Genomic DNA, 26,551 nt, shown 5'->3' with positions numbered 1-26,551 from the left:
TTGAAAGAAAGATTATACCCCATAGAAAAAATAAGAAATATAGGAATAGTTGCCCATATAGATGCAGGAAAAACAACTACTACCGAAAGAATTTTGTTTTATACGGGGACAAAACACAAATTAGGAAATGTTGATGAAGGTACAACTGAAACGGATTGGATGGATCAAGAAAAAGAAAGAGGGATTACCATAACCTCTGCGGCAACTTCTGCCTTTTGGAAGGATCATAGGATAAATATAATTGATACACCAGGCCACGTTGATTTTACAGTTGAGGTTGAAAGATCATTACGTGTTTTAGATGGTGCTATTGCCATTTTTGACGCTCAAGTTGGGGTTGAACCACAATCTGAAACAGTCTGGAGGCAAGCTGATAGATACCAAGTGCCAAGAATTGCCTTTATGAATAAAATGGATAAAATTGGGGCAAATTTTTTTAACGCTATCCAAACAATGAAGGCTAAATTGGGGGCTAATCCTGTAGCGTTGCAAGTTCCAATAGGTTCTGAGGCAGATTTTGAAGGTGTAGTTGATTTACTAACTATGGAAGCACTTTATTGGACAGATGAAAATGGTCAAATAATTGAGAAAAAGAGTATTCCGCCCGATTTAATAGATTTTTGTGAATCGAAGAGAGAGGATTTAATTTCCACAATTGCAGAAGTTGATGAAGACATAATGGAACTTTATATAGAAGAAGAAGAAATTCCATTGGATAAATTAAAAGAAGCGATAAGGAAATCAACCATTCAAAACAAAATAGTGCCCGTTCTTTGTGGGAGCTCCTTTAAAAACAAAGGTGTTCAACCATTATTGGATGCAGTTATTGATTATCTTCCTTCGCCCCTAGACATGCCCCCTGTTAAGGCATTCGATGGAATGACGGGGGAGTTTGTAAAAGACATTCTTCCATCTGAAAACGAAGATTTTTTTGCGTTAGCTTTCAAGATTATGGCTGACCCATTTATTGGTAAGTTAACTTTTGCAAGAGTCTATTCAGGAACTTTAAAGAAGGGCAGTTATGTAGTCAATACGACTAAAAATAAAACAGAAAGGGTAGCTAGACTTGTTTTTCTTCATGCTGACAAGAGGGAAGAAGTTGATTACATAAGGGCTGGAGACATTGTTGGATTAATTGGTTTAAAGGATACTTCTACCGGGGATACACTTTCAGATAAAGAAAATAACATGGTTTTAGAAAAACTGGAGTTTCCAGAACCCGTTATTTCGGTTTCCATAGAGCCTGAAACCAAAAATGATGAAGCCAAATTGGGGAAAGCTCTTAATGCTTTAACAGAGGAAGACCCAAGTTTAAGAAGTTTTGTTGATCATGAAACCGGAGAAACCATATTATCCGGAATGGGAGAATTGCACTTAGATATTATCATTGAGAGAATTAAAAGAGAATACAAGGTAAACGTTAAAGTAGGCCAACCGCGTGTGGCATACAAAGAAACGATCAAACTCCCAGCCGAAGCTGAAGGAAAATATATTAGGCAAACGGGAGGACGAGGACAGTATGGGCATGTTAAACTTAGAGTTGAACCGTTGCCTCTGAATAGTGAAAAAGAATTCGAATTTATAGATAAAATAGTAGGAGGAGTCATACCAAAAGAGTATATACCAGCCATAGAGAATGGTATAAAAGAAAGTATGCTAGATGGTGTCTTATTAGGGTATCCAATGGTTGCTGTTAAAGTGGAAGTTTTTGACGGTTCCTACCATGAAGTTGACTCTTCAGAAATGGCCTTTAAAATAGCCGCATCCATGGCTTTTAAAGATGCTGTAAAAAAAGCCAAACCCGTTTTGTTAGAGCCAGTCATGAAAGTTGATGTTACAACTCCTGAAGAATATATGGGGGATATAATTGCAGATTTAAGCTCAAGAAGAGGAAGAATAGAAAGTTTCGAAAACGTTGGAGGAACGAACACCAGAGTAGTACATGCCTATGTTCCATTATCAGAATTATTTGGATATGCCACTATAATGAGATCTCTTTCTCAAGGAAGAGCAACAAGTTCTATTCAATTTTCTCATTACGAGGAAGTTCCGGAGCAAGTAACACAAAAACTCTTAAGCAGAGAATAAGTTGGATAATATAATTTACAAGGAGGAGATAGAACAATGGCTAAAGAGAAGTTTGTTAGGGCAAAGACTCACATGAACGTAGGGACTATCGGTCATATTGATCACGGGAAAACAACTTTAACCGCTGCTATAACCAAGGCTTTATCTTACAAAGGTGGAGCAGATTTCACACCTTTTGAAATGATAGATAAAGCTCCCGAAGAAAAAGCAAGAGGAATCACCATCAACGTTTCACACGTTGAATATCAAACAGAAAAAAGGCATTATGCACATATAGATTGTCCAGGTCACGCGGACTATATAAAAAACATGATAACTGGGGCTGCGCAAATGGATGGAGCTATTTTGGTTGTCGCTGCAACTGATGGTGTTATGCCACAAACAAGGGAACATGTTTTGTTAGCAAGACAGGTTAACGTTCCAGCTATAACTGTTTTTATAAACAAAGTTGACATGGTAGATGACGAAGAATTAGTAGACTTAGTAGAAATGGAAGTTAGAGATCTCCTAAGTAGCTATGAATTTCCCGGAGATGAAGTTCCAGTTATTAGAGGCTCAGCCTTAAAGGCATTGGAAGAAAATAACCCAGATGGTCCTTGGACACAAAAGATATATGAACTTATGGATGCGGTTGATTCTTACTTTCCAGATCCAGTAAGAGAAATTGACAAGCCTTTCTTAATGCCCATAGAAGATATTTTCAGCATTACTGGAAGGGGAACGGTTGTTACTGGAAGAATCGAAAGAGGTGTTGTCCACACCGGAGATCAAATTGAAATAATTGGTTTGAGTTATGAAACAAAAAAGACTGTTGTAACTGGTGTTGAGATGTTTAGAAAGATACTGGATGAAGGTGAAGCTGGAGACAACGTAGGATGTCTCTTAAGAGGTATAGAAAAAGATGAAGTAAAAAGAGGTCAGGTTCTTGCTGCTCCTGGTTCAATCACCCCACATAAAAAATTCAAGGCTGAGGTTTACGTATTGAAAAAGGAAGAGGGAGGAAGACATACACCCTTTACCAAAGGTTACAGACCTCAATTTTATATTAGGACAGCCGACGTTACTGGAACTCTGGTAGAATTTTCCAGTGGAGCAGAGATGGTAATGCCAGGCGACAATATCAATATGACAGTAGAATTAATCTACCCTGTAGCTCTCGAAGCAGGAATGAGATTTGCTATAAGAGAAGGTGGAAGGACCGTAGGAGCAGGTGTTGTTACAGAAATAATCGAATAATAAATTTGGAAGTCTTATTGTACGGGGAGCTTCAGCTCCCCTTACTAATGAGTTCAAAGGAGGTTTTTAAAAAAATTATGGCCGGTAATAACTACATAAAAATAAGGCTAAAAGGATACGATCATAGGTTACTAGACGAATCGTCCAAAAAAATCATAGATGCCGTAAAAGATACAGAAGCTAAAGTTTCTGGCCCTATTCCATTACCAAATAAGAGAACTGTGTATTCGGTTATAAGATCCCCACACAAATATTCTTATTCAATGGAACAATTTGAAAAAATTGTTCATAAAAGAGTGATATATATCTACAATGCTTCACCCGAGACGGTTACTAAACTGTTGAAAGTCAACATTCCAGCGGGAGTATCCGTAGACATAAAGGCATGATGCCATTATAATTTTTAAAAAATTAATACAGATATCATTCGGGCTCTGGAGGTGAAAAAATGAAAGGTATTTTAGGAAAAAAAGTTGGAATGACTCGAATTTTTAAAGATGAAAAAGCCATCCCGGTGACAGTCATCAAAGCTGGACCATGTGTGGTAGTTCAAAAGAAAACCGTAGCAACAGATGGATACAACGCTATTCAGATAGGTTTTGAAGAGATACCGGAAAGAAAAGCAAACAAACCGTTGATGGGTCATTTCAAAAAGGCACAAGTGCAACCTTTAAGGTATTTAAGAGAATTTAGAGTAGATAATGTAGATGATTACGAAATTGGACAAAAAATCGATGTGTCCATTTTTTCTGAAGGAGAAAAGATTGATTTAATAGGGAAATCAAAAGGTCGAGGATACTCAGGTGTCATGAAAAGATGGAATTTTAGAGGTGGAGAAAATTCACACGGCTCAAAATTTCATAGAGGTCTGGGATCAACAGGAATGGCCACTTATCCTTCAAAGGTATTCAAAGGGAAAAAGATGCCCGGTCAATATGGAAATGAAAGGGTAACCATTCAAAACTCAGAAGTAGTTTACATTGATGTACAAAACAATATAATAGCGGTCAAAGGCGGAGTTCCAGGAGCGAGGGGCGGATTGGTAACAATAAGAGAAGCCGTTAAGGCAATGCGCCCAAAAACGAAGTAAGGAGGTCTATTAGGAAATGTCACAGATAGATGTATACAATATTCAAAATGAAAAAGTTGGAACGTTAGATCTAAAAGATGAAATCTTTAACATTGAACCAAATATGGATGTACTATATAGGTACGTTGATATGCAATTAACCAACAAAAGGGCAGGGACAGCTTCTACTAAGACTAGAAGTGAAGTTAGAGGAGGAGGCCGAAAACCGTGGCCTCAAAAGCATTTGGGTAGAGCAAGAGCCGGATCTATTAGATCCCCTCTTTTCCGACACGGTGGAGTAGCTTTTGGGCCAAAACCCAGGGAATTTCACAAAGACCTCAACAAAAAAATGAAAAGACTAGCTTTAAAGTCTGCCTTAAGTATCAGGTATAAAGAAAATAATTTAATTGTCTTAGATGATGTTAAATTTGAAAAGCCGAGAACGAAAGATGTAAAAAATATTTTGGGCAAATTTGGTATGGAAAGTAAAAAGGTCTTATTTTTATTACCTTATAACCAGGAACCATACGAAAACTTCAAATTGTCTGCAAGGAATTTGCCAAAGGTGAAAGTGATTATAGCGGATAACCCTGGTCAAAATAAAAAGAATGTCGACGGTTTAAATGTATTTGATTTAATAAACAATGAAAAAATTGTACTTACCAAAGAAATGGTGAATAAAATCGAGGAGGTGATCGGCTAATGGAGCTTCAAAAAGCTTACGATATTATTACCGGGCCGATCTTAACAGAAAAAACCTATTCTCTTATGCAAGAACGAAAATACACATTTGAAGTTGCAAAAAATGCTACTAAACCAGAAATAAAGGAAGCCATCGAAACAATATTCAAAGTTAAAGTAAAAAAAGTGTATGTAATGAATATGAAACCCAAACCAAAAAGAATGGGAAGAAGTGAAGGGTATACCAGAGGATGGAAAAAAGCAATAGTTAAATTAGGAGAAGGTTACGTTATAAGAGAATTGCAAGGCAGTTTGTAGGAGAGGTGAATAAATAATGGCGTTAAAACAATACAAACCCGTAACACCTTCACGAAGATATATGTCGACTTCTGATTTTTCTGAATTATCAAAAGTCAAACCTGAAAAAAGTTTACTGGAACCATTGAAAAAAACAGGTGGAAGGAACCATTATGGTCGAGTTACAATGAGGCATCGTGGTGGTGGGCATAAAAGAAAATACAGAGTAATCGACTTTAAAAGAAATAAAGTAAATATCCCTGCAAAAGTTGCCTCAATAGAATACGATCCTAACAGAAGCGCGAGGATAGCTCTATTAGTATACGCCGATGGAGAAAAAAGGTATATATTAGCTCCTAAGGGATTAAAAGTTGGAGAAACTGTAATGAGTGGTGCAAATGCTGAAATCAAAGTTGGTAATTGCCTACCTTTGGAGAATATTCCTTTAGGAACGCTTGTACACAACATAGAATTTGAACCAGGCAGAGGTGGAAAAATAGCAAAATCTGCAGGGACTTATGCTCAGTTAATGGCTAAAGAAGGTAAATATGCACTTTTAAAAATGCCTTCTACTGAGTTGAGAAGGGTTCGCTTAAGTTGCATGGCTACCATTGGTGTAGTAAGCAACGAAGACCATTCCAACGAAGTTTACGGTAAAGCCGGAAAAACCAGATGGTTGGGACGAAGGCCCAAGGTAAGAGGTATGGTGCAAAATCCAGTAGACCACCCAATGGGTGGTGGAGAAGGTAGAAGTAAAGGTCACATTCCTAAATCTCCATGGGGCACCCCTGCTAAAGGGTATAAAACAAGAAGAGGGAAAAAACAATCCGATAAATTTATCGTAAGAAGAAGAGTAAAGTAAGTATTTTTAGCCTTGTGGGCGGGCTGCAGGGCGAAGGGGCACTGAAAGAAGCTTTAGAATTTCTAAAGGCACTAAACAGAAAAAGCAAGGAGGTGCAGTAGGTGGGAAGATCTTTAAAGAAAGGTCCATATGTTCATCCAAGTCTTATCAAAAAGATCAGAGAGATGAACGAAAAAGGTGAAAAAAAGGTTATTAAAACTTGGTCAAGGGCCTCGATGATCCTACCAGAAATGGTTGGGCACACAATAGCGGTTCATAACGGAATGAAACACATACCGGTTTATATAACTGAACAAATGATCGGTCATAGATTGGGCGAATTTTCTCCAACTAGAAGGTTTGGAGGACATCCAGACAAAAAGGCAGTTAAAGGAAAGATAGTAAAGCAAGGTTGAGGAGGGTAGTTTATGGCTACTAATACTAATGTTTCCAGAGTTCAACAAGACGGTAGAAAAGTAAAAAGATCTGTATATCACAGATTAAGAAAAGAGAAAGAAGCCTCTGAACCAATTGTTGAAGCTAGAGCAGTTACAAAATACGTAAGAATATCACCTAAAAAAGTTAGATCCATGGCAAACTCAATAAGGAATAAAGACATAAGTGAAGCACTTCAAATACTCACTTTTAGTCCAAAAAAATCCGCACGTATACTATACAAAACTTTGATGTCGGCTATTGCCAATGCTGAGAATAATTTTGGATTAAACGCTGAAAATCTCTATGTTTCTGAAATAATGGTGAATGAAGGTCCTAGACTAAAAAGATTATGGCCAAGGTCTCATGGAAGAGCAGATATTCTTCAAAAAAGAATGAGCCATATTTATATAACCGTGAGAGACAAAAGTGCCGATAAATAAAGTGAGGTGAAATATGTGGGATCAAAAGTACACCCAACCGGTTTTAGGCTAGGGAACAACAAAAATTGGAAATCTGTATGGTTTAACGAAAAGAATTATTCTGATTATTTACATGAAGATGAAAAGATAAGAAATTATCTAAAATCAAATTACGGAGCTGCTGGGATTTCAGAGATATTAATTGAAAGACCTAGTGATTCGTTAATAAGAATAGATATCTATAGTGCAAGACTAGGAATTTTGATTGGACGAAAAGGCGCAGAAATAAAAAAAATTAGAGATGATTTGAAAAACATAGTAGGGGATAAAAATGTTAAGATCTACGCTCAAGAAGTAAAAAATCCTTACGTCGACGCTCAACTCATAGCTGAAGATGTATCGGGTCAACTCCAAAGAAGGGTTTCACACAAAGTTGCTATGAAAAAAGCTATAACCAACGCTATGAGACGAGGCGCTAAAGGCGTGAAAATTATGGTTTCTGGAAGGCTTGGTGGTGCAGAAATAGCAAGAACCGAATGGTATATGGAAGGAAGATTACCTCTTCAAACCTTGAGATCAAACATTGATTATGCGGTCGTTCATTCTCAAACTAAATACGGTACCATAGGGATAAAGGTTTGGGTCTATGATGGTGATACACCACTTAAATAATCTTTCCTACAGTCCTCCTACTCCTTTGGGCGGGCTACCAGGCTAAAGAGTGCTAAAGCAAGTTAAAGACTGTAGAAATGGTAAAAAAGGAGGAAATCCTAAATGTTAATGCCTAAAAGAGTAAAATATAGAAAACAACAACGTGGAACAGTCAGAGGAATGACAAAAGGTGGAAGTTTGGTACATTCTGGTGACTGGGGATTAAAAGCGATGGAAAGCTCATGGATAACTGCACAACAGATAGAAGCATGTAGGTTATCTATGGTTAGGACCTTAAAAAGAACGGGAAACATATGGATTAACATTTTTCCCGATAAACCCGTAACTTCCAAGGGTATTGGAACAAGGCAAGGAAAAGGTAAAGGTGATGTGGAAGGTTGGGTAGCGGTTGTAAAGAAGGGAAGAGTAATGTTTGAAATAGGTGGAGTTGATGAAGCAACTGCAAAAAGGGCATTAGAGTATGCCGCCTCCAAACTACCGATAAGGACTAAGATAGTTCAAAGATATGAAATAGGAGGGGAGCTCTGATGAGAATAACTGAGATGAGAGAATTAACAGACGAAGAGCTCAATGGAGAATTAAATAATTTGAAGGAAAAATTATTTCAATTGAGGTTTCAACTTGAACTTGGACAACTAAAAAATTCTTCAAGTATTAAACAAGTAAAGAAAGATATAGCTCGAATAAAGACCATCCTCAAAGAAAGGGAACTCGGAATAAGGAGGTAAATTTCATGTCTAAAAAGATAATAACTGGAAAAGTTATCAGCAATGCGATGGACAAAACAATAACGGTAGAAACAGACAGACTAACCAAACATCCCAAATACCACAAATTTGTTAGAAAAACTAGAAGATACCATGCACATGACGAAAACAACGAATGTGAGATTGGTGATATTGTTGAAATAGAAGAATCTAGAAAGCTTTCCAAAACAAAGGCTTTTGTTTTAAAAAGAATTGTAAGAAAAAATATTTTATCGGAAGAAGTTGAAACACCCGACTCAGTTGAAGAAGAAGTACAAGAAGCCTTTGGAGGTGAGGTTGATGGTACAACTAGAGAGTAAAATTAGGGTCGCTGATAACTCTGGAGCAAAAGTCCTAAGAGTTATTAAAGTACTCGGAGGATTTCATAAATCAAAAGGGACCATAGGAGATACTGTTGTATGCTCCGTTAGAGAAGCCATACCTCACACGAATTTAAAAAAGGGTCAAGTGGTTCAAGCTGTAATCGTCAGGACAAAAAAAGAGATAAAAAGAAAAGATGGAACTTATATCAGATTCGATGACAATGCTGCCGTACTGGTTGATAAAAACAAGTTACCTTTAGGTACAAGGGTTTTTGGTCCAGTAGCCAGAGAAGTACGGGACAAAGGATACGCCAAGATAGCGTCGTTAGCAAAAGAAGTTTGGTGAGGTGAAAATATGAATAAAATAAAAAGAGACGACACAGTAATGGTAATTGCTGGAAAAGATAAAGGAAAAAGAAGCAAAGTTTTAAGGGTTATTCCAAAGGAAAACAAAGTTATTGTAGATAACGTAAGCGTTGTCAAGAAACATCAAAGGCCCACTCAAAAGATGAGGGAAGGTGGAATTATCGAGCAACCCAGTCCTATTGATATTTCAAACGTTATGTTAGTTTGTCCAAATTGTGATCAAAAAACTAGAGTGGGATTTAAATTTCTTGAAGATGGAAGCAAAGTAAGATATTGCAAAAAATGTGGTGAAATAGTAGAAAAATCTTAATTCATTTAAACTCTTGAAACATTGTAAAAATTTTGTGGATATGTAAGGGAAGAAGCAAAAAGGAGGACAATCAATGGAAAAAGTTCAGTATGTACCTCTAAAAGCCAGATACAAAGAAGTAGTAATACCTTCTATGATGAAAGAATTTAATTACAAAAACGAACTACAAGTACCAAAACTTGTAAAGATAGTTGTTAATATGGGAGTTGGAGAAGGTTCCAGAAACAGAGCCGTTGTTGAAAAACATGCTCAAGAGCTAACAAAGATAGTAGGGCAAAAAGCTTTAATAACAAAGGCAAAAAAAAGTGTTGCTAATTTTAAGGTTAGGGAAGGAATGCCAATAGGTGTAAAAGTAACCTTGAGAGGATGGAAAATGTATAATTTCTTGTATAAATTAAATCATGTTGTATTACCAAAATTAAGAGATTTCAGAGGGCTACCATCTGATTCTTTCGATGGAAGAGGTAATTATACCTTTGGAATTCCAGAACAACTAATTTTTCCGGAAATTAGGCCTGATGATATAAATAGAATTCAGGGTATGGATATAACAATTGTTACCACAGCTAAAACTGATGAAGAAGCAAGGAAACTGTTAGAATATTTTGGTTTCCCATTACAAAAATCATGAATGGAGGTTGTAATTAATGGCGAAAAAGTCTCTTATAGAAAAATCCCAAAGAACGCCAAAGTATAAAACACGAGTTTACTCAAGATGTAAAGTTTGCGGTAGACCAAGAGCTGTTTACAGAGAATTCGGTTTATGCAGGATATGTTTCAGAGAAAAAGCTCTAGAAGGTAAACTTCCTGGAGTTAAGAAGGCTAGCTGGTAAGGAGGGAAAAAAGAATGTGGAGCGATCCGGTTGCTGATATGCTAACCAGAATAAGGAACGCCAACTCGGTGTTCAAAGAGAGTGTAGAAATACCTGCATCGAACTTAAAAAGAGACATTTTAGAAATAATGAAAAAAGAAGGATTTATCAATGATTATAAATTCATAGACGATGGTAAACAAGGAATACTCAAAGTCTATTTAAAGTACAAAGGAACTAGAAGAGAAAAAAAACCTATAATGGAAGGAATCATAAAGGTTTCAAAAAGTGGAAGAAGAGTATATGTTAACACACGTAACATACCAAAGGTCAAAGGTGGATTAGGTATAGCTATACTCTCAACGTCCTTAGGACTAATGACCGATAAAGAAGCAAGAGAGAAAAAAGTTGGTGGAGAAGTAATCTGTTATGTATGGTGAGGAGGTGCCTAGATGCCACAATCGAGAATAGCTGATAAACCAACAATTATTCCTGATGGTGTAGAATTATCTGTGGATGGACAAACAATAAAAATCAAAGGTAAAAAAGGTGAATTAAGTCTAAATTTACCCGAATATTTAGAAATTAATAGAGATAACAACGAATTAATGATTAAGTCAAAAGAAGGCGTGGTTAAAAGAAGTTCAGACGAAAAGCGATTAAAAGCGCTCAGAGGTACGTTCACATCTCATGTGAGAAACATGATTAAAGGTGTAACTGAAGGATACCAAAAAGAATTGGAGATTTCTGGTATTGGATACAGAGCGCAACTTCAAGGAAACAATTTAGTTTTGAATATTGGTTATTCAAACCCAGTAGAATTTCCCATACCTGAAGGAATAACAATAGAGGTTCCACAACCCACAAGAGTGGTGGTTAAAGGTATAGATAAATACAAAGTTGGAGAAGCCGCTGCAAGAATAAGAAGTTTGAGAAAAGTTAACGTATACAGTGGTAAAGGTATAAAATACATTGGAGAAAGTGTTTTAAGAAAAGAAGGAAAGAAAGTTTAAAATATTTTCTCAAAGGAGGACCCTTTTAAAATGATAAAACAATTAGACAAAAAAGCCCTTAGACGAAAAAGGCATTTAAGAGTAAGAAAAAAAGTAAAAGGAACACCAGAAAAACCAAGATTAACAGTCTTTAAAAGTCAAAAGCACATATACGCTCAAATTATAGACGATACTAAAGGTGTCACATTGGTATCCGTTTCAACAACCCAAAAACAACTTAAAGAAAAATTAGAAAAAACTTGGGATGAAAACGCTGCTCAAGAAGTAGGAAAACTCATAGCTGAAAAAGCAAAAGAAAAAGATATAACAGAAATAGTTTTTGATAGAAGTGGTTACAAATACCACGGAAAAGTAAAAGCTCTTGCTGAAGCAGCAAGAGAAATGGGCTTAAAGTTTTAGGAGGTGTTGGTAATTTATGCCGAACGATCAGAAAGTAAAAGCTACTGATGCTGCAAATGAATTAGAAGAAAGAGTAATCGAAATTCGAAGGGTCAGCAAAGTGACTAAAGGTGGAAAAACCATTTCGTTTCGTGCAGTTTCGGTAGTAGGCAATCGAAATGGAAAAGTAGGAATAGGAATTGGAAATGCCCGAGAAGTCCCACAAGCTATCAGAAAATCAATTGAGAATGCAAAGAACAATATGATAGAAGTTCCTGTTAAAAATGGAACCATTCCTCACGAAACAATCGGTGAACAAGATGCTTCCACTGTATTACTGTTCCCTGCAGGGCCGGGTACTGGAGTTATAGCCAGTTCAGCTGTAAGAGCTGTTGTTGAATTAGCAGGAATAGATAATATTCTAAGTAAAGCCATTAGTTCGACAAACGTATTAAATTTAGCTAAAGCCACTTACAACGGATTAAAAAAGTTGAGATCTCCTCAAGAAATTGCAAAGTTGAGAGATTTATCGGTAAAACAAGTATTTTTTGGTGCACACGAGGGGGTATGAGCAATGTCAAGTCTAAAGATAAAGTTAGTAAGAGGAAGAGCAGGGAAGAACAAAAGACAATTAGCAACTCTCGATGCTTTAGATTTAACTAGGAAAGATAAAGTGGTGATAAAACCTGACAATCCGCAAATTAGGGGAATGATAAGAACCGTACATCACTTAGTCGAGTGGGAAGAAATCGATTCTTAAAAAAACAAACCGTAAATAAGGAGGCTATATACATGCCACTTAAAATAGAAGATCTAAAACCTACACCAGGATCAAGAAAACCTAAAAAAAGGTTAGGAAGAGGAATCGGCTCAGGATTAGGAAAAACATCTGGAAAAGGGCACAAAGGTCAAAAGGCAAGAGGAAGAGGTAAAATAAGCAAAATCTTTGAAGGTGGACAAACAAACATTATTAGAAGAACTCCAAAATTTGGATTCTCTAATGCACCATTTAAAAAAGTATATTCTGTTGTAAACGTAGAAACATTAGAAAAGTATTTCTCAGAAAATGAAGAAGTCACTCCAGATATACTTTTAAAAAAGAAAGTAATAAAAAAATTGAACGATGGAGTAAAAATATTAGGAAAAGGAGAAATATCAAAACCTCTTGTTGTCAAAGCTAACCTTTTCTCTCAAACTGCTAGAGAGAAAATTGAAGCTGTTGGCGGGAAAATAGAGGTGATTGAATAACATGTTCAAAGCCTTTAGAAACGTTTTTAGAATTCCTGAATTAAGGGATAGAGTTATATTCACCTTTTTCGCGTTGATAGGGTTTAGGATAGGAATTTACATCCCCATTCCTGGAATAAATGTTGAGGCGTGGCAATCCGCTTTAAGTGGAGCATCCCAAGGAGTGGCTGGAGGATTCATCGGTTTTTTTGACGTCTTTGCTGGGGGGGCATTAAGCAATTTATCTATATTTGTTCTCTCAGTGACCCCATATATTACAGCTTCGATCATTTTTCAACTTCTCTCTTCCGTAATACCTAGTTTAAAGGAGATGTTGAGAGAAGGTGAAAGTGGGAGAAAAAAATTTGCTCACTACACCCGGATGTTAACGTTAGTATTAGCATTCGGACAAGGATTACTAATGTCCATAGCTGCCAACAATTACAGATCTCCCAACCTATCGCCAGTTCTCTTTGTAACTTTAGCAACCGTTTCTATAGCAGCAGGAACGATGTTTTTACTATGGATAGGTGAATTAATCACCGAAAAAGGAATAGGAAACGGAGTATCCGTTTTAATATTCGCTGGTATAGTATCGAGGTACCCTACATACGCAGCTGAAGCTCTCATAGGTTTAACCCCTTTAGAATGGATACTGTTAGCGGCGGTTGCCATATTTATAGTAATAGCAGTAGTAGCGGTTCAAACCTCTGAAAGAAGAATTAATATCCAATATGCAAAAAGAGTAGTCGGTACAAAAATTTATGGAGGTTCCTCGACATACTTACCTATTAAGGTAAATGGTGGAGGGGTAATTCCAATAATCTTTGCCTCCGCTATTATGACTCTACCCAGTATGATTGCTGGGGTAACAGCAACTACTGTAGACGATAGAATATTTGCCATAGGTGCTCCACTTTACCTTGTACTGTATGGTTTGTTAGTTTTCTTTTTTACATACTTTTACAGTTCTGTTGTTATGGATCCAAACGACGTGGCGGATAATATACGAAATTATGGTGGGTTCATACCAGGTTTAAGACCAGGGAAACCGACTGTTAATTACATCACTTCGGTAATGACAAGGGTAACCTTCATAGGAGCGCTCTTTTTAGTAGTAATCGCTTTAGTACCCTACTTTATCAGAGGTGCCTCAGGGATGCGGCAAATCTGGATAGGTGGTACCAGCACACTAATAGCGGTTGGAGTTGCTTTAGACATAGTTCAGCAAATTGAACAACACATGATAGTTAGACAGTATGAAGGCTTCATGAAAAAAGGAAGGCTACGTGGAAGGAGATGAATTTTCAATGAGACTTTTATTTTTCGGACCGCCGGGTGCAGGTAAAGGAACTCAAGCGAAATTGGTAGCCAAGGAGTTTGATATTGCACACATATCCACTGGAGATATTTTAAGAGATGCTGTTAGCAAAGGTACAGAATTAGGTAAAAAGGCTAAAGCAATTATGGATCGTGGAGAATTAGTTTCAGATGAGATAATGAATAATCTGGTAAAAGAAAAAATGCAAGAGTTAGATTCTTTTATTCTGGACGGTTATCCTAGAACTTTAGACCAAGCAAAATTTTTGGACCGTGCAACAAAAGACTTAAAAAAAGAAATAGATGCGGTGGTACTGATAGATGTTGCCGAAGAAGAAATAGTCAAAAGGATAAGTAATAGAAGGGTCTGCCCAAACTGTGGCAAAGTATATAATTTAATCACACTTAAACCAAAAGAAGACGAAAAATGTGATGTATGTGGCACAAAATTAATTCAAAGAGACGACGATAAAGAAGAAGTAGTCAGAGAAAGGTACAAAGTATATAAGAATACCACCGAGTCTGTAATAGAATATTATAGAAAAAATAACAAAATCATTACAATAGACGGCGCCCAAAATGTTGAAGACGTTACAAAAGAATTGTTTAATATACTAAGGAGTTTTAACAAATAATGATAATAATTAAGACTGATGAAGAAATAGATATGATGAGACGGGCTGGAAAAAAGCTTGCCCTACTTTTTGATGCTTTACTTCCAGAGATAGTGAAAGAAGGCGTTAATGGAGAAAGCATTGAAAAATATGTTTTGGAATACATGGAAAAGGAAGATGCTATACCCACCTTCAAAGGTTATAATGGTTACAAATATGCGATCAACTTTTCTTTGAATGAAGAGGTTGTTCACGGGTTTCCATTAAAAAGTAAAGTTTTAAAAAATGGTGATGTTGTATCTATAGATTGTGGTTTAACTTACAAAGGGTACATAGCAGATTCTGCCAGAACCTACATAATAGGGCAAGTGCCTGAAAAAGAAAAAGAACTGGTTGAAGCGACCAAAGAATCTTTGTACATGGGTATAAAAAAAGCTGTTGCCGGTAATTCAATAGGTGACATTGGTCACGAAATTCAAACTTATATTGAAAATAAAGGTTTTTCCGTAATAAGGGAATACGTAGGTCACGGGGTAGGGAGAAAATTGCATGAAGATCCTCAAATTCCAAATTATGGAAAGCAAGGCAGAGGTCCGAAAATCAGGAAAAAGATGACCCTCGCAATAGAACCAATGGTATCTATGGGAAGTTACGAAGTAGATATTTTAGAAGATGGTTGGACAGCTGTAACCAGAGATAGATCAAAAGCCGCCCATTTTGAGCATACAATTGCCGTGACAGAAAATGGCCCAGAAATACTAACGCAACTATAATTCAGGGGTTTATTTAGGGGTCATGGGGGACCCCTCCTCCATTTCTTTTTCCTTATGAGGGGACTCCAGTGCTGAAGGGGAAAAATCTTTTATCTTTATGAGTAAGTTGCAGGGTAACAGGGTGTAGACCTTTTTCCTCATGGGTGGGGAGCGGGGGTCGGGCGCTAAATCGTACTTTACAGATTCTAATGACAGTAAAAATCCCTGAAAAAGGAGGGATTGTATTGGCTAAAAAAGATGTCGTTGTTATGCAAGGATATATTCTTGAATCTTTACCTAATGCAAATTTTAAAGTTAAATTAGATAATGGGCATGAAATATTGGCCCACATTTCTGGGCGAATGAGAAAGAATTTCATCAAAATACTTCCAGGAGACCGGGTTACTGTGGAAGTTTCCGTTTATGATTTAAACAAAGGAAGAATTGTGAAAAGGGAAAAAGTAAACAAAGATTGAAAAAACAGATTAATATAGATGTTGAGAATTATGAAGGAGGAAATAAATCATGAAGGTCAGGGCTTCTGTAAAAAAGCGATGTGAGCACTGTAAAATAGTCAAAAGAGGCGGAAAAGTTTGGGTTGTATGTTCAAAAAATCCAAAGCACAAACAAAGACAAGGATAATAAAAATTTCTTTACAAGGAGGCTAAATGGATGGCTCGTATTTTAGGTGTTGAAGTACCAGATAATAAAGCTTTATTTGTAGGATTAACATATATATATGGAATAGGTAGAAAAACAGCCTTTGATATATTAAATACCTTAGAAATAGACCCGAATAAAAGAGCAAAAGAACTAACCGACGATGAAATTTCAAAGCTAACTCACCACATAAATGAAAATTATAAAGTTGAAGGAGAACTAAGACAAGAGATTAACAAAAATATAAGGCGATTGATAGACATCGGTAGCTACAGGGGGAAAAGGCATAAAGCGGGGTTACCCGTAAGAGGTCAGAAAACCCACTCCAACGCCAGAACTAGAAAGGGACCAAGATTAACCAAGATCAAAAAAAGATAACATTAACGAATGGTTGGGGAGCTATGCAAATGGATAAAAATTCTCTCATCCTTATGAGTAAGTTAAGGGGTTTAAGGGACCGCAGGTCCCTCTTCCACATGGGTGGGCAACGGGGCGAAGTGGCACTAACACATCAAATCAAATTTTTAAGGAGGTTTTTAAATAAATGGCAAAAGGTGGAGCAAAGCAAAGAACCAAAAAAAAGAAAGCTGCTCCTGAAAAAGCAGCGGTACACATTCATTCAACCTTCAACAACACAATAGTTACATTAACAGATACTGAGGGTAGGCCAATAATATGGTCTAGTGGAGGAAATGTTGGATTTAAAGGAGCTAAAAAAGGGACTCCATTCTCAGCTCAAATGGCCTCAGATAAAGTGGCAAAAGAAGCTCTAAATCTGGGAGTAAAAAGAGTGGATGTATATGTTAAAGGACCCGGTTCAGGCAGAGAATCCGCAATTAGGGCTTTACAAGCTGCAGGTTTAAATGTAGAAAGCATAAAAGACGTTACCCCTATACCTCACAACGGTTGTAGGCCAAAAAAGAAAAGATTCTAATTAAGGAGGGAAAGAATTAATGGCGAGATACATAGGACCATTAGAAAAATTATCTCGACGCGAAGGAATAAACCTTTATTTAAAAGGAAAAAGAAGCTACACAGAAAAATCGGCCCTTAGAAAAAGAAATTACGTTCCTGGGCAACACGGAAGGCAAAAACAAAAGTTGACCCAATACGGTATACAATTAAGATCTAAACAAGCTTTAAAAAGAATGTATGGTTTAATGGAAAGACAATTCAGGAACACATTTGAAGAAGCTGAAAGATCTAGAAGTGGAGAAACTGGAGAAGTTTTGATGCAACTCTTAGAAAGAAGGCTAGATTCTGTAGTTTATCAAATGGGTTTCGCACCAAACAGAAGAACGGCGAGACAAATAGTAACTCACGGACATATATTAGTTAATGGCAAGAAAGTGAATATTCCTTCTTACAGAGTCAAAGTAGGAGATGTAATAGAAGTCAAAGAAAAAAGTCGTAACATACAACAAGTACGAGAAGGATTAGAATTAGTCCAAGAAGGATATAGAAATATTCCCAATTGGGTAAACGTGGAAATTGAAAATTTTAGAGGAACTTTCGAAAGGTTACCAAAGATTGATGAAATAGATGTTCCTGTACCTTTGACAAACATCATAGAGCTTTACTCTAAATAAAAAGTGTTATTTATTTGAAACACAAAATATCACCTCGCTCAAAAGGGCAGGAAAGGAGGTGTGCTCTGATTCCCTAATAAGGATCAGAGATAGTATGGAGATATTAATAAAACCGGAAAAATTTAGGATAGTCCAAAAGGAAGAGCAAGACGAATATAACTACTCAAAATATGAACTATTTCCGCTGGAAAAAGGATATGCTATAACTTTAGGCAATGCTTTAAGAAGGGTGTTGTTATCTTCCATTCCATCTTTAGCGATAACCGGCCTACGTATTCCAGGGAAATTACACGAGTACGATACGATTGAGGGTATAAAAGAAGACATCATTGAAATAACTTTAAATTTAAAAAAGGTTCAATTAAAAGTAGACGACATTGAAAGTCTCAATGGGATAGATTACCCAATTCTATTAAGCTTAAGGAAGAAATACAAAGCTGGCCAAGTCATAAAAAGTGGAGACATAAAAACTCCGTCGGAAGTAGAAATAGCCAACCCAGATTTTGTCATAGCTCATGTCAACAAAGATATGGAAGTTGACTTTGAATTGTATGCTCAAGCAGGGAAAGGTTTCATTCCCGCCCAAGAATTGACATTTCAAAGTGACATTGAATACATATTCATAGATGGAGTGTTCAGTCCCGTTCTTAAAGTTAACTATTTAACAGAAAACATTCGTGTAGGAAGAAGAACCGACTACGATAAGCTAATTCTCGAAATTTGGACGAAAAAAAATACAACCCCCACCGAAGCATTGAAAGAGGCAACAAAAATTTTGATGGAACATTTTGACTTCATTTCCAAACTTTGGGAAAAAGAAGGAGAAGCTGGAACTATAGAACAAATGGAAGTTTCAGTTGAAAAAGAGGAAGAAGTGCAAGAAGAAGAGGAAGAAAATATTTTTGGATTGCCAAAGGATTTAATGGAAACTCAGATTGATTCTTTGGATTTAACAAAAAGGGCTAAAAACTGTTTAAAAAGAGAAAAAATAGACACCATTGGAGAACTATTAAAAAGAAAATCCGCCGACCTTCTCAAAATCAAAAACTTTGGGAAAAAATCTTTAGATGAGATAAAAAATGAGCTAAAAGAGAAATTTGATATAGATTATGAAAAATTACACCAAGAAGAAAGGGGGAACACTTTAGATGAGGCATAGAGTTAAAACTAAAAAATTAAATAGATATGCTTCCCATAGAAACGCCCTGTTGAAAAATTTAGCTAGAAGCGTCTTTGAATCTGAAAGTATAATTACTACTACTGCCAAAGCAAAAGCTGTAAGACCGCTTGTAGAAAGAATAATCACCAAAGCCAAGGAAGCTAATTCAACGGATCTCCCAGAAAGAAGAGTAGCTTTAAACAGGGATATAAACAAACACTTCAACGACAGAAAACTAGTATACAAAATAGTACATGAAATTGCACCCCGATACGAAAATAGAAACGGTGGTTACACAAGAATATTAAAAATCGGTTATAGAAAAGGTGACGCTTCAGAATTATCTATACTCCAATTACTCCCAAAAGAAGAATAACTTAAAAAATGACGCCCGTTCTGGGCGTCATTGTTAAATATATCAGTAGGACTATAAGCCGGATTCTGTCAAGTTGACCATTTATCTAAGCGGTCTACCCAGAAGGCGGACACTCAAGTCTCTCGGCGGGCAACCTATGGCCTTCTTGCTTGACCTTGCTCAAGATAGAGGCTACCAAGCTGTCAGATCGCTCTGACACTGGTGAGCTCTTACCTCACCGTTCCACCCTTGCCTTTCGGCGGTTTTCTTTTCTATGGCCCTATTCAGGGATCACTCCCTCTGGTTGTTAACCAGTATCTTGCCCTTAGAGTCCGGACTTTCCTCAAAATAGGCCAAGTATGCCTACTCGCGATCAACCGTCCTACTTCAATTATTCAAATACTTAAAATATTTTCCTTGATAGGAACCCCTCTCTCTCATCGTATTTTCAATTAAGTTTAAAATCTTTATTTTAGAAATCCCCCAATTGCCATGTAACGTTCCAGTTTTTGGAGGATCAGCAACGAGTCTATGAATCACGATCTTTGGATCTAAATATTCCAAGAAAGTAATTGCCCTATCAACAAAGTCATCCAACGTCAAAGGTGGAAACTCCCCACTTTTATACAAATCAGCAAGTTTTGTATTTTCAACGATATACAAAGAATGCAATTTTACACCGTCAACATTCATCGCCGAACTAACCTTAGCCATCTCTTTCACATCATCTAATGTATCACAAGGAAAATCTATTATATAATGTAGAATAACCTCTAATCCAGCTTTTTTTAACCTGTTAACTGAATCTATAACTTCTGCTAAAGAATGCCCTCTGTTCATATACTTTAACGTGTTGGCATTAGTGCTCTCAACACCCAGTTCAACGAAAACATCAACTCTATCTTTGAAAGTATTTAAAAGCTCTATCACATCATCTGGAACACAATCCGGCCTAGTAGATACATCCAAACCTACTATTCTATCGTCTATCAAAGCACTTTCATATTTTTCTTTCAATTCATCAACAGGGGCGTATGTATTGGTGTTTGCCTGAAAATAGGCAAGGAATTTATTAGCTTTTGTCTCGTATCTATTAATCATTTCCTTAACCTGTTCTTCGATACTTACCTTAGGCTTAAAAGAGGCAAAACCACTTCCCGTTAAATCGCAATAAATGCAACCACCCTTACCTTTTACGCCAGTTTTATTTGGGCAAGTGAATCCAGCGTTGATTGGTAACCTTTGCACTCTTTCGCCGTATCTATTCTTAAAATACTCACTCAACCTATTATACAAATCCAACAAAATCACCATCTATTCAACTGAAGTTTCAAGTCATTTATCACGCTTCTTTTTGGCCCGTAAACAGCAAAAAATAAGTTGTTCACTCCTCTATACCAAGCACTAAGATACATATCCATATGCTCACCATTGTACTCACCGTATATAAGAGGAATAGCAGAAAAACTAGCGGTTAAACCATCAGAATAATCACACACAAAACTATACCAAAAATTCAACAAAGCGAACGGATTCTTGAAATGAACGACGTGAACTTCGTACAAACCACCATCCTTTTTAAAGTTCAACTCCAAATGTTCGCCATTGTCTGAGACCGTGGAGTTTATTATCGTCCCATTTCTGGTTACTATCCTACTTATATCTTCATAGCCTTTAGGAGAAAACTCTATGTAATCATCGATAGGTTTAGATATCCCTATCGTTGTCATGGCTATCAGAATAATCGCTATTATTATACTTATCTTCGATCCTTTTGTAAAAGCTATGGAATTTCTCATATATTTGCTCCTTTTCTTCTTTTAAAGTTAAAAATTCTCCATCGTAGTACAAAAACTTCCCTGCTACCATCGTTGCAAAAACGTTCTTAGGATTTACAGAATAAACTATATGAGACTTTAACCTTGATAAGTCATTAGGGAAAAATTCAAAAGAATCCATATCTAAAACAACCAAATCCGCCTTGAACTCAGGCTCCAACCTTCCGATGTTTGTTTCTAAGGCAAAACCTCCGTTTTCCCAGATCATCCTCAAAATCTGCTCGACCGAAAATCTATCAGGCCCATACTTGTATTTCTGCAATATACCTCCAAACTTCATTTCGTTGAAAAAGTTCAAAGAGTTGTTGCTTGCGGAACCATCTGTACCAAAAGTCACATTTATACTCTTATCAAGCATATCCACTATGGGGGCTATCCCATTGCCCAGCTTCATATTACTAATCGGGTTATAAGCTACATTCACTTCTTTCCTTGAAAGAATTTCGATATCTTTTTCATCAGCATGCACACAGTGAGCAGCTATCGTAGGAAGATCGAACAAACCGGTATTTTCAACCTCTAAAAGATTGTACTGCTTCCTTTCATTTGCTGATTCCAAAAGATGAATCTGAATATGAGTATCATACTTTTTTGTAATTTTGGCTACTTCTTTTAATTTATCCATGGGAACGGTGTAAGGGGCATGAGGCCCAAAACCTATGTAAATTCGGTTATCTAATCCATTGTATTTTTCATACGTTTTGATGTTTTCTTTTATTCTCCTATTCCAGCCCTCATCAGTATCATAAGAAAGCCCTCTTGATATATATGCACGAATCCCTAAATCGTATGCAGCCTTGGCTATCTCATCCGTAAACATATACATGTCAACAAAAGTAGTTATTCCGTTAGAAATCATCTCTAAAATAGAAACTAAAGCACCATAGTAAGCCATTTCACTTTCTAAAAAGTCCTCTCTTGGTAGCATTTCTTTGAACAACCAATCGTTAAGTGATAGATCATCAGCAATACCTCTAAAATAAGACATAACTGAATGGGTATGGGTGTTAATAAATCCAGGGACGATCAATTTTCCAGTTAGATCGTACTCGTCTACATCTCCCAAATTCACCTCTGTTGAATCACCTGGGGCAAGTAAGTCTTCGATCTCATCTTCGTCTATTAATATATCAAATTTTTCTACATCATCATCAGCACTTATCAAAACATACGCATTCTTCAAAAGCTTTTTAGACATATTCACAACTCCTTTGGTTGTTTTCATTGATATTATACTATAAAATATCGCTTGTTAGAAGATTTTTAAAGGGAAAAAGGATACGAACAAGTAAAATAAGTAATTCTAACTTCATTAAAAATTACAATAAAAAAATAATAAAAATGTAAAACTTTCGTGTTGGATTGTAGGTGATATAATGATATTATTAAAGAAAAAAGCGTAGTTTTCTCTAAAATTATCTGACTTGGATTTTGGTAAGTTTGAAGAAAAGAAATATTAAGAGTTTGAGGTTAGTTTTAAAAGATAATATAGATAATGTCGAAATTGGGGAGAAGCATTATTATGAAAAAATTTTATTATGTAGAATTAATATTTATTTTGTTGTTTTTGCTGACTGGGTGTTTACCTAAAGCAAGTGAGCGTGTACTTTTTAAACCAATAAATCCCTCGCGTTTAGGGGTGAGTTCAATTATTTCTTACACTCTAAAAGAAGAAATTACTACGACTCAATCAGAAACATTTACCCAAAGGTTGAAGGATAATTTTATGAACAACAACATTTTGGTTAAATATCTTGAATTAAAAGATTTAGTAGGTGGATTAGACTCGGTCTCAGAAAACTCAAATTTGTGGATTAAAGTAAATTGGTATGATTACTATGATGCTCTGCAAAAAGGACTTATCTATTATGATAAGTTTATAAAACCAGATGTTTATAGAATTTATAGACATTTTGGGGATGGCAATTATACACAGATTGCTACAGTAACAAATAGTCCTTATTTGGATGAATCAGATGAATTGGAAGCCGGTAGAAGAACTTGGTACGCAGTAAGTTCTTATACAGAAAACGGAGAAAGTACACTCGTTGAATTAGGTTCTGTTGTTCCACTTGAGACCTTTAATGTTGAGTTAATATCTCCAACTGACAAAGCAACAGACGTTTCAAGGCAGCCAACTTTTATTTGGGAACCGACAAAAGAACTAATTTCGCCTGAATCTAAGGTGGAATACCACTATACGATGTGGATATACGATTTAGTACAAAGTAAAAATTACATATTTCCAGGTATTTTAGAAGAATCGACACTTTACTTGTATGATTTTATGACTTTGGGAGCTGAAGAAGTTTCTGTCACATTCCTTGGAAGCAAAGGAAGTTCTGAATATGATGACTTGAGTTGGTTCTTATACTTGCAAGATGGAATATATTATTATGAAGACGATAAGTTAGAACCCGCCAAAACATACGATTGGGGAGTAGAATACGCCTATGCTGTTGCGTATGACATGGATAGCGTATCAGTTTCAGTAGCTGTCGATAATGGGTATAATGTTAATCCTAAAGGTGATATTATGCCAGATAAGCAAAATGAATTCACTACTGTAGGAAACTGAAAAAAGGAAGGAAAACGTTATGAAAATGCGTAATTTTGTGTTCTTTTTTTACTAATAATCTCAATCTTTATCTTCAACAGCTGTGTCAATTTGAGCTATTTAGAGGATGAAAGCAATGCCTTTATGGATCATTCAGACATTTCACCTGTAAATTCATATATTCCTGATTTGATAAAGCTAGCTGAACGTGAATACGACGAAGATGTGCTCGTTGTTGGTTATGAAAATTTATCGGATTTAGAAAATTTTACAGATAAACTTGATCAAGGGATGGAAGTAAAAAGTTTGATCCCTGAAATCAGGGTTGCGCTTCTAAGCTTAGAAGGCCAAAATGTTGAAAATGTATTAAAGGATTTAGAAAGTAAGGAAAAAATAGAAGGTATAAGATATATTGAGCCAAACTATACGGATAGGGAAATACAGGTTATTAAAAATGACCCAAATGTTGTCATAGAAAAAACAGGAAGTAGCGCGTTGAATCAAGTAGAGGAAGGTTATCCAGATTACAGAGAATTTCAGTACGCCTTGGATAAGATCAATGCTGAAACCGCATGGGCAACAGCTACTGGTGCTGGTGTAGTTGTAGGGTTATTAGACACAGGGACAGATGGAACACATCCTGATTTAGTGGATCAATTGTTTTTAGGTTATGATCCTTACTGGAATAAAAAGATTGATCCGAATGAGGATTCTGACACAGACGGCCATGGCACCCACACAGCGGGTATAATAGCTGCAAAAGATGATGGTCAGGGCGTAGTAGGATTAGCTCCAGATGCAAAGATAATGCCTATAAGAATCTTTAACCCTAATTACGTTGGTGATTATGCAGTTGCTGCCGGAATAGTTTGGGCTGTAGAAAATGGAGCAGATGTTTTGTCGAACAGTTGGGGAGGAGGATATTCAAACATCCTAAAGGATGCCTTTGATTATGCTCTTACAAATGACGTAGTTGTTGTTGCCTCTTCTGGTAATTTCACCACAGACCAACATTGGTTCTATCCTTCAGGCTTTCCAGGTGTAATAGCTGTGGCTGCTAGCGATGACAAGGATAACATTGCTTATTTTTCATCCAGGGGTGATTATGTCTCTGTTTCAGCCCCCGGAGTGGATATTATTTCAACAATCCCTGTGGAATTGGGTGAATATGAAGGGATTGATGGTAATCCTTATATTCGCTGGTCTGGTACTTCAATGCCAGCTCCTTATGTTTCTGCCTTAGCTGCTTTAATTAAAGAAAAATATCCTGAAGCAAATGTGTACCAGATAAGAAAGATGATCGAAGATGGAGCATTGGATATTGATGAGGATGGTTACGATACCTCTGCCGGCTATGGAAGAATCAGCTCTGCAAGTCTGAATCTTAATCCAACTGATTACGAAGCAGGGAATTTGGTTGTTAAGGCGATATCTAAAAGAAGTAGTAACCCTTTGCCCGGTGTTTTTATAACTTTAGAAAGTAAAGAAACGAGCAAAAGATATTACGGGAAAACTTCTAACGATGGAACTGAATTATTTGCCGGAATTGAACCAGGAGATTATGAAATAATTATTGGAGGACCTGAGTATCTGTATTACTATGCACCAAATTATAGAATGGAAGAAGAGCTGAGTTATTCAGGTAATGTCGAAGTTGGTCATGAAACAATCTATACACAAGAATTTGAAACAACTCAATTCAAAGCAGTTTTAACAACTGATCTTCCTTTTAATGGAACACTGACAATATCTTTGCTGGATGGTGGCGGAAATACAATAGAGACATTTGAACTTCCTAGTAACGAAGAAATTAGTATTGACCTATTACAACATATCATTGAAAGCGGCCATTATTATTTATCTTATGAGTACGTTGGAACGATTCCTGAAGGAGAATTCGGTATAAGAGGAGAAATACAAATAAACAATGAATCTATTCCAGTTGAAATATCAATTAACCAAGAAGGTATGGGATTTATTGATGAATATGGAGGAGATAGAATACCTTGGACTATCTTCTAAGTTTATGTTGTTAAAAGAAACATCTGATTTTCAATTGAGGAGATTTTTAAAAATGACTAAAACTCAGATAATTTTAGTAATTTCCTTGACAGCTTTGGCGATTGGATCCGCTTTTTTCTTATTATCTCCATCATTACAAAATGAAACAGGGGTTAAACAAGAAGTTATTCAAGAACCTGCTCAAGGAGTAGGAATAGATAAAAAGCCTTTAGACGCTTACACCTTTGACAAAGGAGAAGATATGGAGAATTATAAGGTTGTAGATTGTTATTACAAGAGTCAAACACCTGATGTGATAATCAAAAAAGATGATGTTGTAGTTAGCAATGTAAGGGGCATTCCTTTCGTTGTTTGTATTAGTGCAGGTGAAAGAAAAACGGGAGGATACGAACTTTCTTTGAATAATATCAGTATAAACAAAGATAACTTTCAAATCTTTATAGATTTGTTTTTAAAGGTGCCAGCTAAAGGGGAGATGGTCACACAAGCGTTTACTTATCCTTCAATAGGGGTAGAAATTAACGAAGTTTTGGATGAAGGGGAGTGGGAAGTGATAGTAACCATTGAACAGAAGAATGGTGAACCATTGTTGTTGAGAAAGGGTTTTACATTTTCTAATTAATATTTTTAAGGAAATATCTAGGTTTTATATTTTAAAAAATTGGGAGACGAACTAGTTGGTCGTCTCCCATCAAATAATTTTTTATTGTCTTTATAAACTCTCAAAGACGTTATAGCGCCCCTTTGCCCCGCTCCCCACCCATAAGGA

The 26,551-nt window shown here is 36.4% G+C and carries 39 protein-coding genes and 1 other RNA gene; 36 read left to right on the top strand and 4 right to left on the bottom strand.

Features of this window, described 5'->3' with window-relative positions:
- The 33 genes from fusA (at nucleotide 1) to rplQ (ending at nucleotide 19,386) form a co-directional block, all read left to right on the top strand.
- Nucleotides 1–2,088, top strand: coding sequence for an elongation factor G (fusA, locus tag AA80_RS03365; protein WP_103876412.1), 2,088 nt, complete (start codon nucleotides 1–3; stop codon nucleotides 2,086–2,088).
- A gap of 36 nt (nucleotides 2,089–2,124) precedes the next feature.
- Nucleotides 2,125–3,324, top strand: a complete 1,200-nt coding sequence (gene tuf / locus AA80_RS03360; protein WP_103876411.1) for an elongation factor Tu — start codon at nucleotides 2,125–2,127, stop codon at nucleotides 3,322–3,324.
- Nucleotides 3,325–3,401: 77 nt separating this feature from the next.
- Nucleotides 3,402–3,713, top strand: a complete 312-nt coding sequence (gene rpsJ / locus AA80_RS03355) for a 30S ribosomal protein S10 (protein WP_103876410.1) — start codon at nucleotides 3,402–3,404, stop codon at nucleotides 3,711–3,713.
- A gap of 59 nt (nucleotides 3,714–3,772) precedes the next feature.
- Nucleotides 3,773–4,414: a 50S ribosomal protein L3 gene (gene rplC, locus AA80_RS03350; protein ID WP_103876409.1), complete on the top strand. Its 642-nt coding sequence runs from the start codon at nucleotides 3,773–3,775 to the stop codon at nucleotides 4,412–4,414.
- A gap of 16 nt (nucleotides 4,415–4,430) precedes the next feature.
- Nucleotides 4,431–5,096 (top strand): 50S ribosomal protein L4, encoded by a 666-nt coding sequence (rplD, locus tag AA80_RS03345; protein WP_103876408.1) that lies wholly within the window; start codon nucleotides 4,431–4,433, stop codon nucleotides 5,094–5,096.
- Nucleotides 5,096–5,392, top strand: a complete 297-nt coding sequence (gene rplW / locus AA80_RS03340) for a 50S ribosomal protein L23 (protein ID WP_103876407.1) — start codon at nucleotides 5,096–5,098, stop codon at nucleotides 5,390–5,392. The genes rplD and rplW overlap by 1 nt, the downstream gene beginning before the upstream one ends.
- A 16-nt stretch (nucleotides 5,393–5,408) precedes the next feature.
- Nucleotides 5,409–6,233, top strand: a complete 825-nt coding sequence (gene rplB, locus AA80_RS03335) for a 50S ribosomal protein L2 (RefSeq protein WP_103876406.1) — start codon at nucleotides 5,409–5,411, stop codon at nucleotides 6,231–6,233.
- 101 nt (nucleotides 6,234–6,334) lie between these two features.
- Complete coding sequence (gene rpsS, locus AA80_RS03330) at nucleotides 6,335–6,628, top strand: 30S ribosomal protein S19 (RefSeq protein ID WP_103876405.1); 294 nt, start codon at nucleotides 6,335–6,337, stop codon at nucleotides 6,626–6,628.
- 12 nt (nucleotides 6,629–6,640) lie between these two features.
- A complete protein-coding gene (gene rplV, locus AA80_RS03325; RefSeq protein WP_103876404.1) occupies nucleotides 6,641–7,090 on the top strand; it encodes a 50S ribosomal protein L22 in 450 nt (149 codons plus the stop codon).
- Between the two features lie 15 nt (nucleotides 7,091–7,105).
- Nucleotides 7,106–7,741, top strand: coding sequence for a 30S ribosomal protein S3 (rpsC, locus tag AA80_RS03320; protein WP_103876403.1), 636 nt, complete (start codon nucleotides 7,106–7,108; stop codon nucleotides 7,739–7,741).
- Nucleotides 7,742–7,843: 102 nt separating this feature from the next.
- The gene (gene rplP, locus AA80_RS03315; RefSeq protein ID WP_103066436.1) at nucleotides 7,844–8,269 is read left to right on the top strand and encodes a 50S ribosomal protein L16; all 426 of its coding nucleotides are present in this window, start codon (nucleotides 7,844–7,846) and stop codon (nucleotides 8,267–8,269) included.
- Nucleotides 8,269–8,469 carry a 50S ribosomal protein L29 gene (rpmC, locus tag AA80_RS03310; RefSeq protein WP_103876402.1) on the top strand — a complete coding sequence of 67 codons (201 nt, stop codon included), beginning with the start codon at nucleotides 8,269–8,271 and terminating at the stop codon, nucleotides 8,467–8,469. The genes rplP and rpmC overlap by 1 nt, the downstream gene beginning before the upstream one ends.
- Before the next feature lie 5 nt (nucleotides 8,470–8,474).
- Nucleotides 8,475–8,807: a 30S ribosomal protein S17 gene (gene rpsQ / locus AA80_RS03305; RefSeq protein WP_103876401.1), complete on the top strand. Its 333-nt coding sequence runs from the start codon at nucleotides 8,475–8,477 to the stop codon at nucleotides 8,805–8,807.
- Entirely contained in the window at nucleotides 8,788–9,156 is a 369-nt protein-coding gene (gene rplN / locus AA80_RS03300; protein WP_103876400.1) for a 50S ribosomal protein L14, read from the top strand. The genes rpsQ and rplN overlap by 20 nt, the downstream gene beginning before the upstream one ends.
- 9 nt (nucleotides 9,157–9,165) lie before the next feature.
- Nucleotides 9,166–9,486 carry a 50S ribosomal protein L24 gene (rplX, locus tag AA80_RS03295; protein WP_103876399.1) on the top strand — a complete coding sequence of 107 codons (321 nt, stop codon included), beginning with the start codon at nucleotides 9,166–9,168 and terminating at the stop codon, nucleotides 9,484–9,486.
- Between the two features lie 73 nt (nucleotides 9,487–9,559).
- Nucleotides 9,560–10,117: a 50S ribosomal protein L5 gene (gene rplE / locus AA80_RS03290; protein ID WP_103876398.1), complete on the top strand. Its 558-nt coding sequence runs from the start codon at nucleotides 9,560–9,562 to the stop codon at nucleotides 10,115–10,117.
- 16 nt (nucleotides 10,118–10,133) lie between these two features.
- Nucleotides 10,134–10,319, top strand: a complete 186-nt coding sequence (locus AA80_RS03285; protein ID WP_103876397.1) for a type Z 30S ribosomal protein S14 — start codon at nucleotides 10,134–10,136, stop codon at nucleotides 10,317–10,319.
- Nucleotides 10,320–10,333: 14 nt separating this feature from the next.
- Entirely contained in the window at nucleotides 10,334–10,738 is a 405-nt protein-coding gene (gene rpsH, locus AA80_RS03280; RefSeq protein WP_103876396.1) for a 30S ribosomal protein S8, read from the top strand.
- A gap of 12 nt (nucleotides 10,739–10,750) precedes the next feature.
- Nucleotides 10,751–11,311, top strand: a complete 561-nt coding sequence (gene rplF, locus AA80_RS03275; RefSeq protein WP_103876395.1) for a 50S ribosomal protein L6 — start codon at nucleotides 10,751–10,753, stop codon at nucleotides 11,309–11,311.
- A gap of 30 nt (nucleotides 11,312–11,341) precedes the next feature.
- Nucleotides 11,342–11,710, top strand: coding sequence for a 50S ribosomal protein L18 (gene rplR / locus AA80_RS03270; protein ID WP_103876394.1), 369 nt, complete (start codon nucleotides 11,342–11,344; stop codon nucleotides 11,708–11,710).
- Between the two features lie 16 nt (nucleotides 11,711–11,726).
- On the top strand, nucleotides 11,727–12,260 hold the full coding sequence (gene rpsE / locus AA80_RS03265; protein WP_103876393.1) for a 30S ribosomal protein S5: 534 nt from the start codon (nucleotides 11,727–11,729) through the stop codon (nucleotides 12,258–12,260).
- 3 nt (nucleotides 12,261–12,263) lie between these two features.
- Nucleotides 12,264–12,449, top strand: coding sequence for a 50S ribosomal protein L30 (gene rpmD / locus AA80_RS03260; protein ID WP_103066425.1), 186 nt, complete (start codon nucleotides 12,264–12,266; stop codon nucleotides 12,447–12,449).
- A gap of 32 nt (nucleotides 12,450–12,481) precedes the next feature.
- A complete protein-coding gene (rplO, locus tag AA80_RS03255; RefSeq protein ID WP_103876392.1) occupies nucleotides 12,482–12,937 on the top strand; it encodes a 50S ribosomal protein L15 in 456 nt (151 codons plus the stop codon).
- Between the two features lies 1 nt (nucleotide 12,938).
- A complete protein-coding gene (gene secY / locus AA80_RS03250) occupies nucleotides 12,939–14,219 on the top strand; it encodes a preprotein translocase subunit SecY (protein WP_103876391.1) in 1,281 nt (426 codons plus the stop codon).
- Nucleotides 14,220–14,226: 7 nt separating this feature from the next.
- Nucleotides 14,227–14,871, top strand: coding sequence for an adenylate kinase (locus tag AA80_RS03245; protein ID WP_103876455.1), 645 nt, complete (start codon nucleotides 14,227–14,229; stop codon nucleotides 14,869–14,871).
- Nucleotides 14,871–15,623, top strand: a complete 753-nt coding sequence (gene map / locus AA80_RS03240) for a type I methionyl aminopeptidase (RefSeq protein WP_103876390.1) — start codon at nucleotides 14,871–14,873, stop codon at nucleotides 15,621–15,623. The genes AA80_RS03245 and map overlap by 1 nt, the downstream gene beginning before the upstream one ends.
- A 224-nt stretch (nucleotides 15,624–15,847) precedes the next feature.
- On the top strand, nucleotides 15,848–16,078 hold the full coding sequence (gene infA / locus AA80_RS03235) for a translation initiation factor IF-1 (RefSeq protein ID WP_103066556.1): 231 nt from the start codon (nucleotides 15,848–15,850) through the stop codon (nucleotides 16,076–16,078).
- Nucleotides 16,079–16,127: 49 nt separating this feature from the next.
- The gene (gene rpmJ / locus AA80_RS03230) at nucleotides 16,128–16,244 is read left to right on the top strand and encodes a 50S ribosomal protein L36 (protein ID WP_012208593.1); all 117 of its coding nucleotides are present in this window, start codon (nucleotides 16,128–16,130) and stop codon (nucleotides 16,242–16,244) included.
- Nucleotides 16,245–16,274: 30 nt separating this feature from the next.
- The gene (gene rpsM / locus AA80_RS03225) at nucleotides 16,275–16,640 is read left to right on the top strand and encodes a 30S ribosomal protein S13 (protein ID WP_103876389.1); all 366 of its coding nucleotides are present in this window, start codon (nucleotides 16,275–16,277) and stop codon (nucleotides 16,638–16,640) included.
- Nucleotides 16,641–16,806: 166 nt separating this feature from the next.
- Nucleotides 16,807–17,196 (top strand): 30S ribosomal protein S11, encoded by a 390-nt coding sequence (gene rpsK, locus AA80_RS03220; protein WP_103066418.1) that lies wholly within the window; start codon nucleotides 16,807–16,809, stop codon nucleotides 17,194–17,196.
- A gap of 19 nt (nucleotides 17,197–17,215) precedes the next feature.
- Nucleotides 17,216–17,851, top strand: a complete 636-nt coding sequence (gene rpsD, locus AA80_RS03215; RefSeq protein WP_103876388.1) for a 30S ribosomal protein S4 — start codon at nucleotides 17,216–17,218, stop codon at nucleotides 17,849–17,851.
- A 94-nt stretch (nucleotides 17,852–17,945) separates the two neighbouring features.
- A complete protein-coding gene (locus AA80_RS03210; protein WP_103876454.1) occupies nucleotides 17,946–19,010 on the top strand; it encodes a DNA-directed RNA polymerase subunit alpha in 1,065 nt (354 codons plus the stop codon).
- Nucleotides 19,000–19,386: a 50S ribosomal protein L17 gene (gene rplQ, locus AA80_RS03205; protein WP_103876387.1), complete on the top strand. Its 387-nt coding sequence runs from the start codon at nucleotides 19,000–19,002 to the stop codon at nucleotides 19,384–19,386. Before AA80_RS03210 ends, rplQ begins: the two co-directional genes overlap by 11 nt.
- Nucleotides 19,387–19,424: 38 nt before the next feature.
- Here the strand turns inward: rplQ and rnpB are convergent.
- From rnpB to AA80_RS03185, 4 genes are all read right to left on the bottom strand, one after another.
- An RNA gene (rnpB, locus tag AA80_RS03200) (RNase P RNA component class A) lies at nucleotides 19,425–19,754 on the bottom strand.
- Nucleotides 19,753–20,679 (bottom strand): tRNA modification radical SAM protein MnmL/YtqA, encoded by a 927-nt coding sequence (mnmL, locus tag AA80_RS03195; RefSeq protein WP_166667763.1) that lies wholly within the window; start codon nucleotides 20,677–20,679, stop codon nucleotides 19,753–19,755. The genes rnpB and mnmL overlap by 2 nt, the downstream gene beginning before the upstream one ends.
- Nucleotides 20,673–21,164, bottom strand: a complete 492-nt coding sequence (locus AA80_RS03190; RefSeq protein ID WP_103876386.1) for a hypothetical protein — start codon at nucleotides 21,162–21,164, stop codon at nucleotides 20,673–20,675. Before AA80_RS03190 ends, mnmL begins: the two co-directional genes overlap by 7 nt.
- A complete protein-coding gene (locus AA80_RS03185; protein ID WP_103876385.1) occupies nucleotides 21,073–22,401 on the bottom strand; it encodes an amidohydrolase in 1,329 nt (442 codons plus the stop codon). Before AA80_RS03185 ends, AA80_RS03190 begins: the two co-directional genes overlap by 92 nt.
- Nucleotides 22,402–22,725: 324 nt before the next feature.
- Here AA80_RS03185 and AA80_RS03180 point away from each other — a divergent pair, with 324 nt between their 5' ends.
- From AA80_RS03180 to AA80_RS03170, 3 genes are all read left to right on the top strand, one after another.
- A complete protein-coding gene (locus AA80_RS03180; RefSeq protein WP_103876384.1) occupies nucleotides 22,726–23,781 on the top strand; it encodes a hypothetical protein in 1,056 nt (351 codons plus the stop codon).
- A 123-nt stretch (nucleotides 23,782–23,904) separates the two neighbouring features.
- The gene (locus AA80_RS03175; RefSeq protein ID WP_103876383.1) at nucleotides 23,905–25,782 is read left to right on the top strand and encodes a S8 family serine peptidase; all 1,878 of its coding nucleotides are present in this window, start codon (nucleotides 23,905–23,907) and stop codon (nucleotides 25,780–25,782) included.
- Nucleotides 25,742–26,404 carry a protease complex subunit PrcB family protein gene (locus AA80_RS03170; RefSeq protein ID WP_244903564.1) on the top strand — a complete coding sequence of 221 codons (663 nt, stop codon included), beginning with the start codon at nucleotides 25,742–25,744 and terminating at the stop codon, nucleotides 26,402–26,404. Before AA80_RS03175 ends, AA80_RS03170 begins: the two co-directional genes overlap by 41 nt.
- The last annotated feature ends 147 nt before the right edge of the window (nucleotides 26,405–26,551 follow it).

Origin of the sequence: Petrotoga sibirica DSM 13575, from assembly GCF_002924625.1 — a bacterium.
Classification (GTDB): Bacteria; Thermotogota; Thermotogae; order Petrotogales; family Petrotogaceae; genus Petrotoga; species Petrotoga sibirica.
This window is presented reverse-complemented; position numbering and strand designations above follow the sequence as displayed.

Excerpts from the sequence above, each read along its gene's own strand:
- tuf (WP_103876411.1), top strand. The coding sequence starts at position 2,125 with ATGGCTAAAGAGAAGTTTGTTAGGGCAAAGACTCACATGAACGTAGGG.
- rpsJ (WP_103876410.1), top strand. The coding sequence starts at position 3,402 with ATGGCCGGTAATAACTACATAAAAATAAGGCTAAAAGGATACGATCAT.
- rplC (WP_103876409.1), top strand. The coding sequence starts at position 3,773 with ATGAAAGGTATTTTAGGAAAAAAAGTTGGAATGACTCGAATTTTTAAA.
- rplD (WP_103876408.1), top strand. The coding sequence starts at position 4,431 with ATGTCACAGATAGATGTATACAATATTCAAAATGAAAAAGTTGGAACG.
- rplW (WP_103876407.1), top strand. The coding sequence starts at position 5,096 with ATGGAGCTTCAAAAAGCTTACGATATTATTACCGGGCCGATCTTAACA.
- rplB (WP_103876406.1), top strand. The coding sequence starts at position 5,409 with ATGGCGTTAAAACAATACAAACCCGTAACACCTTCACGAAGATATATG.
- rplV (WP_103876404.1), top strand. The coding sequence starts at position 6,641 with ATGGCTACTAATACTAATGTTTCCAGAGTTCAACAAGACGGTAGAAAA.
- rplP (WP_103066436.1), top strand. The coding sequence starts at position 7,844 with ATGTTAATGCCTAAAAGAGTAAAATATAGAAAACAACAACGTGGAACA.
- rpmC (WP_103876402.1), top strand. The coding sequence starts at position 8,269 with ATGAGAATAACTGAGATGAGAGAATTAACAGACGAAGAGCTCAATGGA.
- rpsQ (WP_103876401.1), top strand. The coding sequence starts at position 8,475 with ATGTCTAAAAAGATAATAACTGGAAAAGTTATCAGCAATGCGATGGAC.
- rplN (WP_103876400.1), top strand. The coding sequence starts at position 8,788 with ATGGTACAACTAGAGAGTAAAATTAGGGTCGCTGATAACTCTGGAGCA.
- rplX (WP_103876399.1), top strand. The coding sequence starts at position 9,166 with ATGAATAAAATAAAAAGAGACGACACAGTAATGGTAATTGCTGGAAAA.
- rplE (WP_103876398.1), top strand. The coding sequence starts at position 9,560 with ATGGAAAAAGTTCAGTATGTACCTCTAAAAGCCAGATACAAAGAAGTA.
- AA80_RS03285 (WP_103876397.1), top strand. The coding sequence starts at position 10,134 with ATGGCGAAAAAGTCTCTTATAGAAAAATCCCAAAGAACGCCAAAGTAT.
- rpsH (WP_103876396.1), top strand. The coding sequence starts at position 10,334 with ATGTGGAGCGATCCGGTTGCTGATATGCTAACCAGAATAAGGAACGCC.
- rplF (WP_103876395.1), top strand. The coding sequence starts at position 10,751 with ATGCCACAATCGAGAATAGCTGATAAACCAACAATTATTCCTGATGGT.
- rplR (WP_103876394.1), top strand. The coding sequence starts at position 11,342 with ATGATAAAACAATTAGACAAAAAAGCCCTTAGACGAAAAAGGCATTTA.
- rpsE (WP_103876393.1), top strand. The coding sequence starts at position 11,727 with ATGCCGAACGATCAGAAAGTAAAAGCTACTGATGCTGCAAATGAATTA.
- rpmD (WP_103066425.1), top strand. The coding sequence starts at position 12,264 with ATGTCAAGTCTAAAGATAAAGTTAGTAAGAGGAAGAGCAGGGAAGAAC.
- rplO (WP_103876392.1), top strand. The coding sequence starts at position 12,482 with ATGCCACTTAAAATAGAAGATCTAAAACCTACACCAGGATCAAGAAAA.
- secY (WP_103876391.1), top strand. The coding sequence starts at position 12,939 with ATGTTCAAAGCCTTTAGAAACGTTTTTAGAATTCCTGAATTAAGGGAT.
- AA80_RS03245 (WP_103876455.1), top strand. The coding sequence starts at position 14,227 with ATGAGACTTTTATTTTTCGGACCGCCGGGTGCAGGTAAAGGAACTCAA.
- map (WP_103876390.1), top strand. The coding sequence starts at position 14,871 with ATGATAATAATTAAGACTGATGAAGAAATAGATATGATGAGACGGGCT.
- rpmJ (WP_012208593.1), top strand. The coding sequence starts at position 16,128 with ATGAAGGTCAGGGCTTCTGTAAAAAAGCGATGTGAGCACTGTAAAATA.
- rpsM (WP_103876389.1), top strand. The coding sequence starts at position 16,275 with ATGGCTCGTATTTTAGGTGTTGAAGTACCAGATAATAAAGCTTTATTT.
- rpsK (WP_103066418.1), top strand. The coding sequence starts at position 16,807 with ATGGCAAAAGGTGGAGCAAAGCAAAGAACCAAAAAAAAGAAAGCTGCT.
- rpsD (WP_103876388.1), top strand. The coding sequence starts at position 17,216 with ATGGCGAGATACATAGGACCATTAGAAAAATTATCTCGACGCGAAGGA.
- AA80_RS03210 (WP_103876454.1), top strand. The coding sequence starts at position 17,946 with ATGGAGATATTAATAAAACCGGAAAAATTTAGGATAGTCCAAAAGGAA.
- rplQ (WP_103876387.1), top strand. The coding sequence starts at position 19,000 with ATGAGGCATAGAGTTAAAACTAAAAAATTAAATAGATATGCTTCCCAT.
- mnmL (WP_166667763.1), bottom strand. The coding sequence starts at position 20,679 with ATGGTGATTTTGTTGGATTTGTATAATAGGTTGAGTGAGTATTTTAAG.
- AA80_RS03190 (WP_103876386.1), bottom strand. The coding sequence starts at position 21,164 with ATGAGAAATTCCATAGCTTTTACAAAAGGATCGAAGATAAGTATAATA.
- AA80_RS03185 (WP_103876385.1), bottom strand. The coding sequence starts at position 22,401 with ATGTCTAAAAAGCTTTTGAAGAATGCGTATGTTTTGATAAGTGCTGAT.
- AA80_RS03180 (WP_103876384.1), top strand. The coding sequence starts at position 22,726 with ATGAAAAAATTTTATTATGTAGAATTAATATTTATTTTGTTGTTTTTG.
- AA80_RS03175 (WP_103876383.1), top strand. The coding sequence starts at position 23,905 with ATGGATCATTCAGACATTTCACCTGTAAATTCATATATTCCTGATTTG.
- AA80_RS03170 (WP_244903564.1), top strand. The coding sequence starts at position 25,742 with ATGAATATGGAGGAGATAGAATACCTTGGACTATCTTCTAAGTTTATG.